At 71.7% G+C, this 15,683-nt stretch carries 14 protein-coding genes; 6 read left to right on the top strand and 8 right to left on the bottom strand.

Annotated elements, in window-relative coordinates:
• Positions 1–91: 91 nt before the first annotated feature.
• From ACZ6S0_RS41400 to ACZ6S0_RS41390, 3 genes are all read right to left on the bottom strand, one after another.
• Positions 92–1,177 carry a carboxylate-amine ligase gene (locus ACZ6S0_RS41400; protein WP_465924796.1) on the bottom strand — a complete coding sequence of 362 codons (1,086 nt, stop codon included), beginning with the start codon at positions 1,175–1,177 and terminating at the stop codon, positions 92–94.
• Positions 1,178–1,263: 86 nt separating this feature from the next.
• On the bottom strand, positions 1,264–1,926 hold the full coding sequence (locus ACZ6S0_RS41395) for a M15 family metallopeptidase (protein ID WP_465924795.1): 663 nt from the start codon (positions 1,924–1,926) through the stop codon (positions 1,264–1,266).
• Positions 1,927–1,938: 12 nt separating this feature from the next.
• Complete coding sequence (locus ACZ6S0_RS41390; RefSeq protein WP_465924794.1) at positions 1,939–3,087, bottom strand: ROK family transcriptional regulator; 1,149 nt, start codon at positions 3,085–3,087, stop codon at positions 1,939–1,941.
• Positions 3,088–3,225: 138 nt separating this feature from the next.
• Here ACZ6S0_RS41390 and ACZ6S0_RS41385 point away from each other — a divergent pair, with 138 nt between their 5' ends.
• The 4 genes from ACZ6S0_RS41385 to ACZ6S0_RS41370 all read left to right on the top strand — a co-directional run bounded on the left by ACZ6S0_RS41385 (position 3,226) and on the right by ACZ6S0_RS41370 (position 7,934).
• Positions 3,226–4,542, top strand: coding sequence for an extracellular solute-binding protein (locus ACZ6S0_RS41385; RefSeq protein ID WP_344891630.1), 1,317 nt, complete (start codon positions 3,226–3,228; stop codon positions 4,540–4,542).
• 2 nt (positions 4,543–4,544) lie between these two features.
• Positions 4,545–5,558: a carbohydrate ABC transporter permease gene (locus tag ACZ6S0_RS41380; protein WP_465924793.1), complete on the top strand. Its 1,014-nt coding sequence runs from the start codon at positions 4,545–4,547 to the stop codon at positions 5,556–5,558.
• The gene (locus ACZ6S0_RS41375; RefSeq protein ID WP_465924792.1) at positions 5,555–6,406 is read left to right on the top strand and encodes a carbohydrate ABC transporter permease; all 852 of its coding nucleotides are present in this window, start codon (positions 5,555–5,557) and stop codon (positions 6,404–6,406) included. Before ACZ6S0_RS41380 ends, ACZ6S0_RS41375 begins: the two co-directional genes overlap by 4 nt.
• Before the next feature lie 88 nt (positions 6,407–6,494).
• On the top strand, positions 6,495–7,934 hold the full coding sequence (locus ACZ6S0_RS41370; RefSeq protein WP_465924791.1) for a glycoside hydrolase family 3 protein: 1,440 nt from the start codon (positions 6,495–6,497) through the stop codon (positions 7,932–7,934).
• Positions 7,935–8,006: 72 nt separating this feature from the next.
• Here ACZ6S0_RS41370 and ACZ6S0_RS41365 read toward each other — a convergent pair whose 3' ends face one another.
• Together ACZ6S0_RS41365 and ACZ6S0_RS41360 are read right to left on the bottom strand one after the other, a co-directional pair.
• On the bottom strand, positions 8,007–8,432 hold the full coding sequence (locus ACZ6S0_RS41365) for a nucleoside deaminase (protein ID WP_465924790.1): 426 nt from the start codon (positions 8,430–8,432) through the stop codon (positions 8,007–8,009).
• Positions 8,432–9,280 (bottom strand): LLM class flavin-dependent oxidoreductase, encoded by an 849-nt coding sequence (locus ACZ6S0_RS41360; RefSeq protein WP_465924789.1) that lies wholly within the window; start codon positions 9,278–9,280, stop codon positions 8,432–8,434. The genes ACZ6S0_RS41365 and ACZ6S0_RS41360 overlap by 1 nt, the downstream gene beginning before the upstream one ends.
• Before the next feature lie 94 nt (positions 9,281–9,374).
• Here ACZ6S0_RS41360 and ACZ6S0_RS41355 point away from each other — a divergent pair, with 94 nt between their 5' ends.
• Positions 9,375–9,833 (top strand): Lrp/AsnC family transcriptional regulator, encoded by a 459-nt coding sequence (locus ACZ6S0_RS41355; RefSeq protein WP_465924788.1) that lies wholly within the window; start codon positions 9,375–9,377, stop codon positions 9,831–9,833.
• A 43-nt stretch (positions 9,834–9,876) separates the two neighbouring features.
• On the opposite strand, the gene ACZ6S0_RS41350 is transcribed toward ACZ6S0_RS41355, so the two are convergent.
• Entirely contained in the window at positions 9,877–11,058 is a 1,182-nt protein-coding gene (locus ACZ6S0_RS41350; protein WP_465924787.1) for an ROK family transcriptional regulator, read from the bottom strand.
• A gap of 186 nt (positions 11,059–11,244) precedes the next feature.
• Between ACZ6S0_RS41350 and ACZ6S0_RS41345 the strand changes: the two genes are divergently transcribed.
• The gene (locus ACZ6S0_RS41345; RefSeq protein WP_465924786.1) at positions 11,245–11,694 is read left to right on the top strand and encodes an RrF2 family transcriptional regulator; all 450 of its coding nucleotides are present in this window, start codon (positions 11,245–11,247) and stop codon (positions 11,692–11,694) included.
• Between the two features lie 49 nt (positions 11,695–11,743).
• Here ACZ6S0_RS41345 and ACZ6S0_RS41340 read toward each other — a convergent pair whose 3' ends face one another.
• Positions 11,744–13,654 (bottom strand): serine/threonine-protein kinase, encoded by a 1,911-nt coding sequence (locus ACZ6S0_RS41340; RefSeq protein ID WP_465924785.1) that lies wholly within the window; start codon positions 13,652–13,654, stop codon positions 11,744–11,746.
• Positions 13,651–15,567 (bottom strand): serine/threonine protein kinase, encoded by a 1,917-nt coding sequence (locus ACZ6S0_RS41335; RefSeq protein WP_465924784.1) that lies wholly within the window; start codon positions 15,565–15,567, stop codon positions 13,651–13,653. The genes ACZ6S0_RS41340 and ACZ6S0_RS41335 overlap by 4 nt, the downstream gene beginning before the upstream one ends.
• Positions 15,568–15,683: the final 116 nt, after the last annotated feature.

Here is a 15,683-nt window from a genome sequence, read left to right as displayed (position 1 = left end):
TCTGGCTCAACGACAACACCGGCCAGCCGATCAAGCGATCCCTGATCGCCTACGACCACTAACCGTAGCCATCCCCCTTGGCATCAATCATCTAGGCGACGGTGGCCTCGATGAGGTCGTCCACCACCTCGGCCAGGTCGTTGCCCCGCGCGTACGCCCGCCGCTGCCGCATGGCCCCCGACCCCTGCCGCAGCAGCCGGTCGAGGCCCTCCTGGACGTACGTCAGGTCGCCGGCCTCGGCCAGCGCCGGGCGTACGTGCTCCAGGAGACGCCCGGCCAGCACCGCCGCGGGCACGAGCGTGCCGTGCCGCAGGTCGAGGCTGTCGCCCCGCAGCCCGTCACGGGCGGCCCGCCAGTACGCGGCCCGCAGCACCTCGGACGGCACCGGCAGCCCCCGGTCACCGCGCGCCACGGCGCCCAGCGCGGTGACCACCAGCGCGCGGATGAGCCCGATCAGGGTGAGGCTGTCGGCCACGTCGAGCGGCACGTCGGCCACCCTGATCTCCACGGTGGGCAGCAGGGGCGACGGACGGGAGTCCCAGTAGACGGTCTTGGCGTCGAGCAGCACGCCCGACTCCGCCAGGGACCGCAGGGCCAGCTCGTACGCCGCGAACGACGGGAAGAAGGGCGGCGCCCCCGACACCGGCCAGCGTCCCCAGGAGATCACCCGCCAGGAGGCGTAGCCCGTGTCGCGGCCCACGAAGAACGGCGAGTTGGCGGCCAGCGCGATCAGCGTCGGCAGCCAGGGCCGTAAGTGGTTGCCCACGTAGACGGCGTGCTCGGGGTCGGGCACGTCCACGTGTACGTGCAGGGCGCAGATGCTCAGCTCGTCCTGCAGCGCGCGGTAGAGCACCCGGCCCCGCAGGTAGCGGTCGTCGTCGGTGAGCGGCGGCGGCATCACTTTGCCCAGGACCGGCATGCCGCACGCGACCACGGCCAGCCCGCGGGAGCGGGCCGCGACCGCCAGCTCCTTGCGGGCCGCGCGCAGGTGCGAGCCCAGGTCGCTCAGGTCGGCGGAGGGCGGCGTGCGGGCCTCCACCTGGAATCTGGTGATTTCATGCACCACGTCGAGCGCGTCCGTCGCCGCGGCAAGGACCTCTGCCGCCCGGGGAGTCACGTGGCGAGTGCGGGGATCGACGACGAGGTATTCCTCTTCGATCCCGATGAGTGGAACCATGCCCACACCTCGCTGGGAAGTCGAGAACCTCCGTACGGGGTGTGCCCCTACCACGCCCTGTGGAAAACCCTGACGGCAAAGGGTTGTCAGCCCGTGAACTCCACCGGGCCGAAGAGCGCGTGCTCCGCTTGGGTGGACATCGCCCAGTAACGGTCTCCGTACGACCAGTGCCACCACTCGGTCGGGTAGTTGACCAGCCCGGCCGGCTCCAGGGCGGCGGCCAGCAGCTTGCGGTTGGCGCGGGCGTCGTCGGAGATGTTCGGGGCGGCGGTGTAGCAGGCGCCGTCGCTCTGCTCCGGGTTGTCGTTGACCGCGGTGCCCATGTCGTATTCGAGGCCGTCGGGGGCGCACAGGGTGAGGTCGACGGCGGCGCCGGCGGTGTGCGGGGCCACCTCGACCGGTGACACATAGCGGCTCGCCGCGATATACACCTGGTCAGGCGACATATTAGGAAATGTGGTTTGCAGCTCAGCCCGATACTGGTCGAAGATCCGGCGTTGCGTGGCGACGGGCCGGTAGCCTTCCACGACCAGGAGGTGGTAGCCGTCGGGCAGCAGGCGCTCGGCGTGCTCCAGGCGCCGCAGCACGCCCTCGCGCAGGTGCGCGTAGGCGCCCCGGTCGTCGGCCAGCCGGTGGTCCACCCGCAGCCGCCCGCGTACGTCCGCGAGCGGCTCGCCGCCCTCCCGCACCGGGATCGAGGTCACACGGGGATCGGAGATGAGCACGACGTCGTTCGGGGAGTGCCACATGGGCAGAGATTCTCACACAGTGTCGGAGAAGACCTGTTCCCGGGCCTGCTCCAGGGCCGCCACCAGAGCGCCGCGCAGCACGGCGTTCCCTGCCACCCTGGTCGTCACGACGGCGGGCCTGCTCGGGCACATCCGGGCCACGGCCCGCTGCACCTTGGCCGCCAGCCTCTCGCCGCCCGCGCGGCCGACGTCGCCGCTGAGCACGATCAGCTCGGGGTCGAGCACGACGGTCACGGCCGCCGCGCCCACGGCCAGCCGGGCCGCGACCTCGTCGAGGAAGTCCTCGTCGCCCTCGCGTACGAGGTCGGGCACCGTGGCACCGCTCAGCCCGCGCTCCTCGGCCAGCCCGCGCAGGGCGTCGTGCCCCACCAGGCGCTGGTACGAGCCCGACTGCGGCTGGGAGACGTCCGAGGGCAGGGGCTCCCCCGGCACCGGCAGCCAGCCGATCTCGCCCGCCGCCCCGGAGATGCCCCGGTGCGGCCTGCCGCCCAGCATGACGCCCAGGCCCTGGCCGACCCCGGCCCAGATGACCACGAAGTCGTCGACCCCGGCCGCCGCGCCGTAGCGGTGCTCGGCGAGGGCGACCAGGTTGACGTCGTTCTCGATGGTGACCGAGGCGCCGAGCGTCCGGCGCAGGCTGGCCAGCACGCCGACGTGCCAGGCGGGCAGGTCGTACGACCAGCGCACGTCCCCGGTGCCCGGGTCGACCACTCCCCTGGTGCCGATGACGAACGAGCGCAGTTGCGACAGCTCGATGTCGGCCGCGTCGCAGGCCCGGCGCACGGCGGCGTGCACCGCCTTGACGGGGTCGCGGCCGTTGGCCGGGTCGAGGGTGACCTCGACGGCGACCCGGCCTGTGATGTCCGCCACACCGACGGTGAGGCTGTCGGGCAGGACCTCGAGGCCGGCGACGTACGCGCTGGAGGGAACCACGGCGTACAGGGCGGCGTGGGGGCCCCGGCCTCCCGCGCGCTCGCCCGCGACCTCCACCAGCCCTCGCTCTTCCAGGCGGGCAAGGAGCTGACCAGCGGTTACCTTGGAGAGCCCCGTGCGCTCACCGAGCTCGGCACGGGTGAGAGGGCCGTCTCCGAGAAGCAGTTCGAGTGCCGCCCGGTCGTTCAACCGGCGCAGCAACCGGGGGGTTCCCGGGTCTCGGCTCATCGGCGCACCCTTCTCGTCACGATCGGCTAACGAGCGTTTTTTTTAAGAAAGTTTCTTGTTAGTTTAACAACATCGTTCGGCATTTGACGATCAGCCTGGTGCGGGACCGTTGGCCGGCACCCGGGAAGGGAGAACCCTGTGAGGATCGCGAAGATCACGGCCACTACGGTCACCACGGCCGCACTGGCCCTGGGCATCGCCGCCTGTGGCTCGAGTGAACAGCCCTCCACCACGTCCTCACCCAGCGCCGCCGCCTCCGGCCCCAAGTTCGCCGGCAAGACGCTCAGCGTCTGGCGGCTCGGTGACAGCAACCCGGCCGCGGCCAAGTACATGGAGGAACTGAACGCCGAGTTCAAGACGCAGACCGGCGCCGACGTCAGGCTTGAGTGGATCCCCTGGCCGCAGGTGGCCGACAAGTTCGCCGCCGCCGCGACCGGCACGGGCCCGGACGTGACGGAGATCGGCAACGACCAGGTGCCGATGTGGCAGAGCCAGGACGCGCTTGAGCCGATCACCGACATCGCCCGCGAGGGCGACCGGTCGCAGATCCCCCAGAACCTGTACGGCTACGAGACCGTCGACAACGAGATCTACGCCGTTCCGTGGGGCGCCGGCGCCCGCGCCGTCCTCTACCGCAAGGACTGGTTCGAGGACCTCAAGATCGAGATCCCCAAGACCTGGGACGAGCTGGTCGCCGCCGCCAAGAAGATCCAGGAGGAGAAGGGCGAGGGGGTGGACGGCTTCGCCTTCAACGGCGGCTCCGACGCCAACCACCTGCTGGCCGCGTTCGCCTGGTCCGAGGGCGGCGAGTACGCCGTCAAGGAAGGCGACAAGTGGGTCGGCAAGGTCACCGAGCCCGGCTTCGCCAAGGGCTTCGAGACCTACACCGGCCTGGTCCAGAGCGGCCTGTCCAGCAAGGCGAACCTGACGCTCAACACGGTGGACATCCGCAAGCGCTTCGCCAACGACAAGGTCGCGATGTACCTCACCGCCGCGTGGGACCTGTCCGGCATCGAGGAGGACTCCAAGGGCAAGCTGAAGGGCGACAAGCTCGCCTTCTTCCCGCTGCCCTCCAAGACCGGCGAGCCGGCCGCGTCCTTCTTCGGCGGCAACGACATCGCGCTGTGGGGCGGCACTCAGCAGGCCGAGCTGGGCAAGGAGTACATCAAGCTCGCCACCAGCAAGACCTGGGCCGACCGGTACGCCAAGGAGGGCGGCCTGCTCCCGGTCTACCCCGACACCCTGGCCGCCATGAACGAGGACCCCGCCCAGGGCGCGTTCGCCCAGGCGTTCGCCAAGGCCAAGGCGTTCCCCGCCGACCCCAACTGGACCGAGGCCGACGCGACCAAGGCCGTGATGCAGAACGCGGCACGGGCCGTCATCGAGGGCAAGAAGGACGCCGCCACCGCCCTCGCTGACGCCAACAAGGAACTCGAAGAGATCCTGAACCAGTAACGATGGCGGACACGACAACGGTCGCCCGGGGCAGGGACTCGTCCCCCGCCCCGGGCCGCCGGCGCAAGAAGAGCGCCCGGAGCGCGCGGGGCAGCGGGCTGCCGGTATGGAGCATCCCGTACCTCCTGCTCATCCCCGGCCTGCTGGTCATCGCGGGTCTCCTCCTCTACCCGATGTTCCAACTCGGGGTCATGGCCTTCCAGAAGGTCGGCCTGGCCCAGATCAGGGGCAGCAGACCGGCGGAGTGGGTGGGGCTGGAGAACTTCACGAAGATCTTCGAAAACGACATCTTCTGGTCGGCCCTGCGCAACACCGTCGTCTTCGCCTTCGTCGCCGTCTCACTCACGCTGATCGTCGGCACGGCCGTGGGGGTGCTGCTGCACCGGCTGGGCAGGAAGATGTCGTTGTTCGTGGTCATCGGCTGCATGTTCGCCTGGGCCGTGCCGCCGGTGGCGCAGGGCGTCATCTGGCGCTCGCTCTTCGACGCCGAGGCCGGCATCGTCAACTGGGCGCTGAACCTGCTGCCCGACTGGCTCGCGGCCCCGCCCGACGGGCAGTCGAGCTGGACCGGCACCCCCTGGCTCAACGACACCGTCCCCCTCTACATCGCGCTGATCGTCTGCGTGGTGTGGGCCGGGTTCCCGTTCATCGCCGTCTCGGTGCTGGCCGGTCTCAAGGGCATCCCGGCCGAGCTGTACGAGGCCGCCAGGGTGGACGGCTCCGGCCCGTGGCACACGTTCCGGCGGATCACCCTTCCGCTGCTCAAGCCGGTCTTCGCAGTCCTGACGATCCTGTCGATCATCTGGGACTTCAAGGTGTTCAGCCAGCTCTACGTGCTCATGAACGGTCCGACCAACCGTGACGGCTTCAACCTGTCGATGTACGCCGTCGCCGAGGCGTTCAAGCCCCCGCAGAAACTGGGCACGGGCGCGGCGATCTCCGTGGTGCTGACGATCATCCTGCTCATCATCACCGTCGTGTACGTCAGGCAGATCGTGAAGCAGGAGGAGATGTGACCCCGCTCGCACGCAAGAGGCTCGGCAAGATCCTCCTGAACACGGCCGGGATCCTGGTCTTCCTCTACGCCGTCTTCCCCGTCTACTGGATGGTCTCCACCGGCTTCAAGGAGAACGACCAGATCTTCACCACGGAGTTCATCCCGTTCCCGACGCACTTCACCTTCGACCACTTCGCACGGGTGCTCACCGAGGGCGTCGCGAACAACTCCATCTGGCTCTACATGCGCAACAGCGCGATCGTGGCGCTCGGCACCGTGCTCATCGGCTCGGCCTTCGCACTGCTGTCGGCCACCGCGATCGCCCGCTTCCGCTTCAAGGGCCGCGGGGTCTTCCTCGTGGTGCTGCTGATCGTGCAGATGCTGCCCGCCGAGGGCCTGCTCATCCCGCTGTACATGATGGTCAAGCGGGTGGGGCTGGGCGACCAGCTCCTCGGGCTGATCATCACCCAGGTCGCGCTGACGCTGCCGTTCGGCGTCTGGATGTTGCGGACGTTCGTCGCCGCGGTGCCCAAGTCGCTGGAGGAGGCGGCCTGGATCGACGGGGCCAGCCGCATGACCACCTTCTGGAAGGTGCTCTTCCCGCTGGTCGCGCCGGGACTCGTGGCCACGAGCATCTTCTCGTTCATCACCGCGTGGAACGACCTGGTCTTCGCCCTCTACCTGATGTCCGGGTCGGAGGGATACACGATGCCGGTCGCCCTGCAGTACTTCTTCGGCCAGAAGGGCGTCGACTGGGGCGCCATCATGGCCGGGGCCACGCTGATGACGCTGCCCGTCGTCGTCTTCTTCCTGCTCGTCCAGCGCCGCATGGTCTCCGGCCTGGTCGCCGGGGCCGTGAAGGGCTGACCCACCGGCCTGGCCGGGTACGGCACGCCGGGGCCGTACCCGGCCAGGCCGTCAATTCCGCATGTCAACACTCTCTTGATGAGGAGCCATGAGTCAGAGTGATCGGGGGCTGCGCCGCCTCGCGGCCGGCACACTGCTCGTCGCCTTCCAGGGCCTGCGGCCACCCGAATGGGTGCTGCGTGAGCTGGAGCGAGGTCTGGGCGGCGTGACGCTCTTCGGCTTCAACGTGTCCGACCCCGGCCAGGTGCTCGACCTGACCACCGCGCTACGAGGCGCCGGTGAGCCCGTCATCTCGCTCGACGAGGAGGGCGGGGACGTCACGCGCCTCGCCTACCACGTGGGCAGCCCGTACCCGGGCAACGCGGCCCTCGGGGCCGTGGACGACGTGGAGCTGACCCGGCGGGTCCACCGGGCCATCGGCTCGGAGCTGGTCGCGTGCGGCATCAACCTGGACATGGCGCCCAGCGCGGACGTCAACTCCGAGGCGGACAACCCGGTGATCGGCACCAGGTCGTTCGGCGCCGAGGCGGGGCTGGTCGCCAGGCACACAGCGGCCGCCGTCGAAGGGCTGCAGTCGGTGCGCGTGGCCGCCTGCGTCAAGCACTTCCCCGGGCACGGCGCCACCCGGATCGACTCGCACGTGGCCGTGCCCGTCGTGGACGTCGGCCTGGACGTGCTGCGGGAGCGGGAACTCGCGCCCTTCGAGGCGGCCATCGGCGCGGGCGCCAAGTCGGTGATGACCGCGCACGTCGCCGTGCCGGCGCTGACCGGCGACACGCCGGCCACGCTGTCCGCCGCCGCGCTGACCGGGCTCCTCAGGGGCGAGCTCGGCTTCGACGGCGTGATCGTCACCGACGCGCTCGACATGCACGCGATCACCAAGAGCGTGGGACTGGCCGGCGGCGCCGTGCTGACCATCGCGGCCGGGGCCGACCTGCTGTGCCTGGGCCCGGTGCCGACGTACGACGACATCCAGGCCGTCATCGCCGAGATCGTCACCGCCGTGCACGAGGGCCGGTTGCCGGCCGCCCGCCTGGAGGAGGCGGCGGCGCGGGTGGCGGCCCTGCACGCCTGGCTCGGCGGGCCGGAGCGGATCGCGTCCGAGCGGGACGCGGTCGGCCTGGACGCGGCCCGCCGCGCCGTGCGCCTGACCGGTGCGGCGGAGCCCCTCGTCGACCCCCTGGTGGTCGAGGTGGACACCCCGCCGACGATCGCCGTGGGAGACGTGCCGTGGGGCGTGGGCCCGTGGCTGCCGGACGCCGAGGTCGTCCGCGTCAAGCCCGCGGCGGCCGACGTGACCGGGCTGCTGGCCAAGGCCGTGAACCGGTCGCTGGTCGTCGTGGTCAAGGACGCGCACCGCTACCACGAGAGCCGGGAGCTGGTCTCCGCGCTGGTGGCGGCCCGTCCCGACACGACGGTGATCGAGATGGGCCTGCCCGTGTGGCGTCCTGACAGCGCCGCCTACATCGCCACGTACGGGGCCGCCCGCGCCAACACGCAGGCCGCCATCGAGCTGCTGACCGTGTGACGCCCCGGCCCACCGCCCCGCGGCATGGCAGCCGGGGCGGTGGGCCGGTTCGGTCAGGTGCGCTCCCGCGCGTCAGTAGTAGTCGTCGATCGGCCGCCGGGCCTCGTCGAACAGCGCCGGGCCCTCGTACCGTACCGGGGGCGGCGCCGGGGTGACCGGCTTGACCTGCTCGAACTGTTCGGCGGACAGGGCGTACACCACCCGGCCGAGGCCGGAGCGGGAGATCGCGGTCGCGCACATCGGGCAGGGCTGGCAACTGGTGAACATGGTGGTGACGGCCGCCGCCTCGGGAGCGAGTTCGCGAGCGGCCCAGCGGGCCAGCTTCAGCTCCGGGTGAGCGGTGATGTCGGAGTCGGAGACCACGGTGTTGTGGTCCTCGGCCAGGACGGTGCCGTCCGCGCCGACCAGCAGCGAGCCGAAGGGCCGCTCGCCGGACGCCCCGGCCTGCCTGGCGAGTTCCACGGCACGGCGGAGGAACTTCTCGTCGTCGGGTGTCATCAGTGCTCCTGGGAGTGGTGGTATGCGGCCACGGCCGCGAGCGTCCGCCAGGCGCGCTCCGGCCTGCCGATCTCGCTCAGATCGCCGTCGAACGAGTCGAGCAGCACCGTCTCCGCCCCGAGCAGCCGGAGCCGGTCGAGGTCGGCGATGATCTGGTCGATGGTGCCGACCCCGGCGGGCCGGTCGGGGGAGGTGACCGGTTCGGCGCTCTCCCGGAGCTGGATGCGCGGCGCGAACGCGGGCACCGGGCGGCCCAGCTCACCGGCGACGGACTTCAGCCGCCCGGCTCCCTCCGCCAGCCAGCCGGGCGTGCCCCGCAGCGAGTGCCAGGCGTCACCGAGCGACACGGCCCGGCGTACGGCGGCGTCGCTGTTGCCGCCGACCCAGATCGGGATCGGCGCCGAATCGTAGTCGCCGGTGTCGCGCCAGGCGTCGCGCATGGCCCGCAGGTATTCGTCGGTCAGCGCGCCGCGCCGCCCGAACGGCACGCCGAGCGCCTCGAACTCCTGCCGGGCCCAGCCGACGCCGGCGCCGAGGACGAACCGGCCGCCGCTGAGCCGGTTGAGGTTCGCCGCCATCCGGGCGGTGAGCAGCGGATGCCGGTACGGGACGACGACCACCGTGGTGCCCAGCCTGACCCGGGAGGTCACCCCGGCCAGCCAGGACAGCGTGGTGAACGGCTCGTAGAACGGCGCGGGATATCTCTCGGCCACGTCAGGGGTCACGGCGATGTGGTCGGAGACCATCAGCAGGTCGAAGCCGAGGCCCTCGATCGTCTGCGCCCACCGCCGGAGCAACTCGGGGTCGGTGCCCGGGGCGAAGTTCGGTACGTTCACGCCAATCTGCACGTGACCCACGTTAACCACGGCGACCACGGACTGTGAACACCATGTTCCCGGCTCTCGACGTCATTCGCCGTGAACATCCCGGTAGATTGGCCCCATGGCCGAGAATCTTGACGCCGTCGACTGGGCCATCCTCGCCGAGCTGCAGAGCGACGGCCGGCTGCCCATCACAGAGCTGAGCCGCCGGGTCAAGCTGAGCGCGTCGGCCACCACCGAACGGGTGCGGCGGCTGGAGGCCGCCGGGGTGATCAGCGGCTACCGTGCCGAGGTCGACCTGTCCAAGACGGGCTTCGCGGTGCTCGCCGTGGTCCGGCTGAAATACCCCGGCAGCCGGCACGAACCGCTGCACCGGCTGCTGGAGCGGCGGCCGGAGATCCTGGAGTGCCTGCGCACCACCGGAGACGACTGCTACGTGCTCAAGGTGACCGCGACGTCGATGGCGCACCTCGAACAGGTCGTCGACGAACTCGCCGCGTTCGGCGGCACCACCACCAACGTGGTCTACAGCACCACCCTGCCCTATCGCGGCCCGCGCCTGGCACCGCCCGGCGCGTGACCCTGGCGCGACCCGGGCGCGCGACCTGGGGGCGTGAGCAGGCTCAGGGAGCCAGCAGATCCTCGCGGGCCCGCTCGAGGGCCGCCAGCACGGCCCCGCGCAGCACCGGGTTCTTGTCGGTCACCGTCGTGGTCACGACCTGGGGCCGCACCGGGCAGATGCGGGCCACCGCCTCCTCCACCCGGGACGTCAGCGCCGCGCCCCCGGCGTGCCCCACCTCCCCGGCCAGCACCACCAGCCCGGGATCGAGGATCACGCACACCGCCGCCACCCCCAGGGCCAGCCGGTGCGCGATCTCGTCGAGCAGCGGCTCTCCCGCGGCCCCGGCCGCCGCCGCCACCCTGACGCACTCGGTCGCGCTGCCGGCCGCGAACCCGTAGCTCTGGGCCAGCTCCGTCACCGCCTCGGCGCTGACCAGCGACTGCAGGCCGCCCGCCAGGGAGGGCAGCCGCCCCGGCAGCGTACGGATGTCCTCCGGCAGCGGCACCCCCGGCACCGGCAGGTAGCCGATCTCGCCCGCGCTGCCGGAACGCCCCCGGTGCAGCTTGCCCCCCAGCATCACGGCCATCCCCAGGCCGCGGCTGGACCACAGCAGCACGAAGTCGTCGACCCCCTGGGCCGCCCCGTCGGCGCGCTCGGCGATGGCCGCGAGGTTGACGTCGTTCTCGATGGTGACCTGGCGCCGCAGATCGCCCGCCAGGGCCTGGTGGATGCCCTCGTGCCAGCCGGGCAGGTCGAAGGAGAAGCGGATGTCGCCGCTGCGCGGATCGACCACGCCGGGCGTGCCGATGACCACGCCGCGCAGCTTGGAGAGGCTGACCTTGGCGCTGCGACAGGCTTTGGCGATCGCGCCGTGCACGACGGAGACCGGGTCGTCGTGGCCGTTGGGGGCGACGCTGACCTCGGCGATGGTGTGGCCGTGGATGTCGGCCACGGCCGTGGAGATCAGCTCGGGCCCGACCTCCAGGCCGGCCACGTAGGCGCTGGAGGCGATCACCGAGTAGAGCGCCGCGTTGGGGCCGCGCCCGCCCGCCTGCGTGCCTACCACCTCGACCAGCCCGCGCTCCTCCAGCCTCGCCAGCGTCTGGGAGGCCGTGACCTTGGACAGACCGGTCAGGTCGCCGATCTGCCCGCGCGTCATGGGTCCGGTCGCCAGCAGCAGCTCCAGCGCGGCCCGGTCATTGATCTCCCTGAGCAGTCTGGGCACACCAGGGCGTCGCTCCACGCTGATTCCCGCCGTCGCATCGAAAGGACCGTTATCGAAAAGGTTGTTGGAAGTTTAGCGCTCCAGGTCCTGCCTGCTCTCACCGGCGAGCACACGCCCCCGTACGGGCCCGCCGGATTGAGATCACCTGCCCGATCTGACGACCTTGCGCCTAACCAGTGTTGACCAGGGGGGATAATCGAGAACATGCGCCTATCCGCTCGTGTCGACTACGCCCTCCGAGCCGCCGCCGAACTGGCCGCTGCCGGTGCGGGCCCGACTACCGTGGGCGAGCTCGCCAAAGAGCAGGACATGCCACCCAAATACCTGGAGAACATCCTGCTCCAGATGCGCCGCGCCGGCCTCGTACGCGGGCAGCGGGGCCCTGAGGGCGGTTACGTGCTGGCCAGGCCGCCCGCCGAGATCTCGCTGGCCGACGTGATCAGGGCGGTCGACGGGCCGCTGGCCAACGTTCGCGGCGAGCGTCCCGAGCACGTCGGCTACCGGGGCCCGGCCGAGTCCCTGCAACAGGTCTGGATCGCCCTGCGCGCCACCGAACGCTCGATCCTGGAGGAGGTCACACTCGAACAGGTCGCCTCCGGCTCGCTGCCCGAACGCATCCGCCAGCTCGCCGCCGACCCCGCCGCCTGGGACTGACCCGCGCCGCGACCACCGCCCCCGTCCCCCGCCTCGGCCGAGACGGGGTCTATTTCCTGGTGAACCAGAGCGTGACGTCGTCGATCACGCTCTTGGGGCCGTCGGCCAGGATCCTGACCACTTTTCCCTTCGCGTCCGCCATGGCGATGTCGCTCCGCTCGCCGCGCGGGACGGTGACCAGGAGGTGGCGGCCGTCGAGCCAGCCGTGGAACGACGCGCCGTCCGGCAGCCGGGCCTCGCCCTTCCCGACGCCGGTCGTCTCCTCCCAGAAGCAGATCCTTCTCGAGTTCCGCGGGCATTTCGTGGCGAAGACCGTCCCGAGCGGGGTCCGCGCCGCCCCTCCCCCGGTCAGCGGCCCGACTCCGGGGAAGCTGCGCAGCACCCGTCCGTCCAGGGCGAGCGCGCGCACGTCCCCGCCCGGCCCCTGCTGCAACACGCTGGCGTCGTCCGACCCCCAGACGTACGACGTGTCCTTCGCCCCGGCCGCCTCGGTGACCTCGACCGTGCCCGCGACCGCGTCCACCACGGCGAACCCCACGGGATGCGCCTCGCTCACGCTGTCGAAGACCGTCGCCAGCACCCGCCGCCCGTCGGACGACCAGAGGGGCGCGAACAACGTGCGCGGCTTGTCCACCGTACGCAGCTCGCGGTCCTGGCCGGTGGCGCGGTCGCGCAGGCGTACGGTCTCGTGGTCGGTCCGCCGCAGGCGTGTGACCGGCAGGGACACCACGAAACGGCCGCCAGGGGAGACGACGGGCTCCTCCCAGTTCCCGAAGTAGCCGAAGGCCCCCGTGGCGGGATCCCTCGCGTACGTCTCGTAGCCGTCGCGCCGGAGGTGGTAGGAGGAGGTCCAGACCGGGTCGGCCGGGTTCTCGTGGAGCGTGATCCCCGTGTCCGCGATCTTCAGCTCCGACGTGGACGTCAACGCCATCTCCCCCTGGCGCGGGGTCGGCAGCGGCACCGTGGCGGACGCCGGTGGCTGCGGCTCGGGCTGTGGCTCGGGCTGCGGCCGCAGCAGCACGGCCACGGTGACGGCGACGGCCAGCGCCGTGCCCGCCGCCCCGGCCACCAGGGGCCGGGCGCGGCGGCGCGGCGGCGCCGCCGACTGCTGCCCCTCGGCCAGCAGCCGCTGCTCGCCGGCGTGCCTCAGCGCCTGCTCCGGCACCCGGTGCCCGAGCAGCGTGAGCAGCGCGTACGTCGCCGCGGGCCGCGCGGCGGGATCCTTGGCCAGGCAGCGTACGGCCAGCTCGCGCAGCTCGCCGTCGAGGTCACCGAGGTTGGGCTCGGCGGACAGGATGCGGTTGACCAGCGGGGCCACCGCGCCCGTGCCGAACGGCGGCCGTCCCGTCGCGGCGGCCACCATGGTCGAGGCCCAGGCGAACAGGTCGGCCGCAGGCCCCGACGGACCGCCGCCGAACTGTTCCGGCGCCATGTACGGCGGCGTCCCCACGATGTGGTCGCCAGGGTGCTCCAGCTCCTCCAGCGCCCGGGAGATGCCGAAGTCGATCACGCGGGGCCCGTCCCTGCTGAGCAGCACGTTGCCGGGCTTGAAGTCCCGGTGCACGACGCCGGCCCGGTGGATGGCGGCCAGCGCGGTCAGCGTGCCGATCGCCAGGCGGCGCAGTTCGGCGCCGCGCAGCGGGCCCCGGTCGAGGATCACGGTCGCCAGCGAGGGGCCGTCCACGTACTCGCTCACCACGTACGGGGTGCCGCCGAACTCGCCGCTGGCCAGCACCTGCGCCGTGCAGAACGCCTTGACCCGCCGCGCGTAACCGACCTCCTGGCCGAAGCGCGCCCGTGCGTCGGGGTCGTCCAGGCCCGCGCCGAGCATCTTGATCGCGACCCGCGTCCCGTCTGGCGACTCGCCGAGGTAGACGACGCCCTGGCCGCCCTCGCCCAGCCGCCCGACGATGCGGTGGCCGTCCACCCGGACGGGGTCGGTCGCGAGCAGCGGCCTCATGAGCCCGGCGCCCGGGCGATCTGGAGGAGGGTGGAGTCGTCCGCCGTCAGGTCGGCCAGCACTCGCCTGGTGTCCCCCGCGAGGTCGATGACCTTGATCTGCTGGGTGCCCTTCTTCTTGCCGGGGTCCTGCGTGAGGAGGTGTTTCTCGTTGAACCAGCCGAGGAAGCCGCCGTCCTTTCTCGCCAGCCGCACGGTCGCCTGGCGGGCGCCGGTCCTGGCGTCCCAGACGCACAGCTCCTCGCCGTTCGGGCAGACGGTGGCGAGCCTGGTGCCCGACGGTGAGAACCACTCGCCGCCGCGCGGCAGGCCCACCCAGTGCATCGTCTTGGTGACCTGGCCCGACAGGTCGTAGAACTGGACGCCGGTGTTCTTGCCGTCGCCGAAGCCGCGCATGATCGCCCCGTCGGGCGCGAAGTTGTAGTAGAGGGAGCCGTCGTCGACGTACTCGGTTTCGACATGGACGGCCTTCCTGGTGGCCACGTCCACGACGACGAAGCCCACGAGCCGCCGCCCGTCCTTCACCGTCTCGTAGACCGACAGCAGCAGCCTGCCGCCGTCCCTGGACCAGACGGGGATCATGGTCTGCAGGGGCTTCTTGACCGTGCTGACGACGAACGACTCGCCGGTCGACATCCTGACGAACTTGATCTGGTCCAGCTCGGAGCCCTGGAACTTGAGCATGGGGTTGAGCGCCACCCAGTCACCGCCGGGCGACAGGAGGGGCTGCTCGTAGGCGCTGACGGCCTTGAAGGCCCCCGTCCTGTCCCTGGCGTAGCTGGTGAACCTGCCGTCGCTCTCGAGGTAGGCGGCGACCCGCATCGAGTCGCTCGGGTGCTCGTGCAGGGTGACGCCGGTGCCGGGCAGCTTCGTGTCGGTCGCCGCCTTCTTCTCCACCTTGTCGTCGGGCGCCACGGCCTGGGACGAGGTGACCGTGGGCGTGCCGGACGGGCTGGGCGAGACGGTCGTGGCGGCCTGGGTCGTGGCGGGCCGGTCAGCGCCGGTGAGCGCGTAGACGCCCACTCCCGACACCAGCGCCCCGGCGACGAACGCGGCGACCGCCACCAGGAGGCTCCGGCCCGGCGGCCCGCTCTCCGGGGGATCACTCTCCCCGGGCCCCGTGTCCGCCCGCCGCCCGGTCAGGAACGCGGTCTGGCCGACGAGCCGCAGCAGCACCTCGCTGGCGGCGGGCCGCGCGGCCGGGTCCTTGGCCAGGCAGGCCGCGATCAGGCCGCGCAACTCGCCGAGGTCGGGCAGGTCGGGCTCGCCGTTGACGATGCGGTCGACGGTGGCGCCCATCGACCCGCCCTCGAAGGGCGAGGCGCCACCGGCGGCGAACACCATGGTCGCCGCCCACGAGAACACGTCGGCGGGCGGCTGCGCGGGTGCGCCGCGCAGCCGCTCGGGCGCGGTGTAGGCGGGGACGGCGACCCTGCGGGTGGAGACGGACGCCTGCGCCATCGCCTGCTCCAGGCCCGCGTCGATCAGCCGGGGCCCGTCGGGACCGAGCAGCACGTTGCCCGGCCGGAGGTCACCGTGGACGAGCCCCGCCTGGTGCACGGCGACCAGCGCGGTGATCGTGCCGGTCGCCAGCCGGTAGAGACCCACGGCGTCGAACGTGCCGCCGGCCTCCTTCAGCGCCGGGCCGTCCACGAACTCCGTCACCAGGTACGCCTGCTCGCCCAGCGCCCCGATGGCCAGGATCTGCGCGGTGCCGACCGCCGACAGGGCCCGCAGCGGCTCCATGGCCCGCAGGAAGGGCTCGGCCTCCATGGCGGGCGGCAGCAGCCGCACGACCACGGGCTCGCCGTCTCTGGACCGCCCGGTGAACACGCCCGGCCCAAGTCGGCCGGTGAGCCTGTATTGCGCGACCTCGGCGGGATCTCCCGCCCGTAACCCCGTGATCCCCGGCATGGCTCGTCTCGGCCTTCCGTCACGAACATCGGCGATCATCATTATCACCGCCGAGGGCGCCGAACGGCACCCCGGACCGCATTCCCACCGTCCGCGCATCCCCGGCCACGGGACGT

The sequence above is a fragment of the Nonomuraea sp. NPDC051298 genome (genome assembly GCF_055586305.1).
Note: the sequence above shows the minus strand (reverse complement) of the source record. Positions and strands in the feature narration are given on the sequence as shown.

Excerpts from the sequence above, each read along its gene's own strand:
- ACZ6S0_RS41400 (WP_465924796.1), bottom strand. The coding sequence starts at position 1,177 with ATGGTTCCACTCATCGGGATCGAAGAGGAATACCTCGTCGTCGATCCC.
- ACZ6S0_RS41395 (WP_465924795.1), bottom strand. The coding sequence starts at position 1,926 with ATGTGGCACTCCCCGAACGACGTCGTGCTCATCTCCGATCCCCGTGTG.
- ACZ6S0_RS41390 (WP_465924794.1), bottom strand. The coding sequence starts at position 3,087 with ATGAGCCGAGACCCGGGAACCCCCCGGTTGCTGCGCCGGTTGAACGAC.
- ACZ6S0_RS41380 (WP_465924793.1), top strand. The coding sequence starts at position 4,545 with ATGGCGGACACGACAACGGTCGCCCGGGGCAGGGACTCGTCCCCCGCC.
- ACZ6S0_RS41370 (WP_465924791.1), top strand. The coding sequence starts at position 6,495 with ATGAGTCAGAGTGATCGGGGGCTGCGCCGCCTCGCGGCCGGCACACTG.
- ACZ6S0_RS41365 (WP_465924790.1), bottom strand. The coding sequence starts at position 8,432 with ATGACACCCGACGACGAGAAGTTCCTCCGCCGTGCCGTGGAACTCGCC.
- ACZ6S0_RS41355 (WP_465924788.1), top strand. The coding sequence starts at position 9,375 with ATGGCCGAGAATCTTGACGCCGTCGACTGGGCCATCCTCGCCGAGCTG.
- ACZ6S0_RS41345 (WP_465924786.1), top strand. The coding sequence starts at position 11,245 with ATGCGCCTATCCGCTCGTGTCGACTACGCCCTCCGAGCCGCCGCCGAA.
- ACZ6S0_RS41340 (WP_465924785.1), bottom strand. The coding sequence starts at position 13,654 with ATGAGGCCGCTGCTCGCGACCGACCCCGTCCGGGTGGACGGCCACCGC.
- ACZ6S0_RS41335 (WP_465924784.1), bottom strand. The coding sequence starts at position 15,567 with ATGCCGGGGATCACGGGGTTACGGGCGGGAGATCCCGCCGAGGTCGCG.